This window comes from Xanthomonas sp. SHU 199 (genome assembly GCF_000364665.1).
GTDB lineage: Bacteria > Pseudomonadota > Gammaproteobacteria > Xanthomonadales > Xanthomonadaceae > Xanthomonas_A > Xanthomonas_A sontii.
In genome coordinates this window covers 1-951 of the sequence record NZ_AQOI01000272.1, presented here as the reverse complement: position 1 = coordinate 951, position 951 = coordinate 1, and the positions used below count along the sequence as shown (strand labels likewise).

Genomic DNA, 951 nt, shown 5'->3' with positions numbered 1-951 from the left:
CTTGCCGCCTTGTTGAGCCAAGCGCGCAAACGGGTGCTCGCCGAACACCCGATCCTTGGCAATTCGACGGTTCCGGCGCTTTGCTGCCTCGCTCAAGGGCTTGCGCGCATGCCCTTGATGTTGGATCGCGGGGCGGTAACCACGCCTTTTCAGGTCTGCTTCCCGCGCTGCATCGGCATACCCGCTATCGGCCCATACCGTGCGGCCGGTGTTGTCCGGGTCCAGCACCTGCTCGAAGTGACGGCTGTCGTGCACGTTGGCCGCGCTCACGTCGTAGCGGCGGATGAAGCCCCAGCGACGGTCCGTGCTGGCGTGCAGCTTGTAGCCGTAGAACGCCACCCCATGCTTCCTGGTCCAACGTGCCTGCATATCCTTCTGCGCACGCTTGGCATCGCTCCAGTCCTGGCCGACGTCATCGCCCTGCTTGATCTGCGCGTTCTCTTCGCGCGTGTTGCGCTGGATCGGAGCACTGACGATGCTGGCGTCGATGATCTGACCGCCGCGGGCAATGAACCCGGCACGTTGCAATTGCTCACCGATCGCCGCGCTGATGTCGCCCATCAGATCCTTGGTCTTGAGCCGTTCGCGCCACACCCAGATCGTCTTGGCGTCGGGCACCTTGCCGCTGTGTTCCAGTCCAAGGAATTGCTGGAAGCTGCGCCGATCCAGCACCTGGTACTCCAGCGCATCGTCGGAGAGGTTGTACAACTGCTGCAACAGCAGCAGCTTGATCATCACCTGCGTCGGCCAAGCCGGACGGCCACCGCGCTTGCCAGTACCCAAGGACAGCTTCGCGTCTACGGCGTGAGCAATCCCGGCAAAGTCGATATGCCGTGACAGCAGAGCCAGAGGATCGCCGATCTGCTGCCGCTTGGCTTCGCGTTCGTGGCCGGCAAACAGGCTGATCATCGTGGCGTCCTCGGCGTGTTCTCCAGACCAATGATGCCAAAG

General features: G+C 62.9%; 1 protein-coding gene. It reads right to left on the bottom strand.

The features are described 5' to 3' along the window. On the bottom strand, window positions 1–909 hold a 909-nt coding region (locus D183_RS24435), incomplete at its 3' end, for an IS5 family transposase (protein ID WP_017908915.1). Between the last annotated feature and the right edge of the window lie 42 nt (window positions 910–951).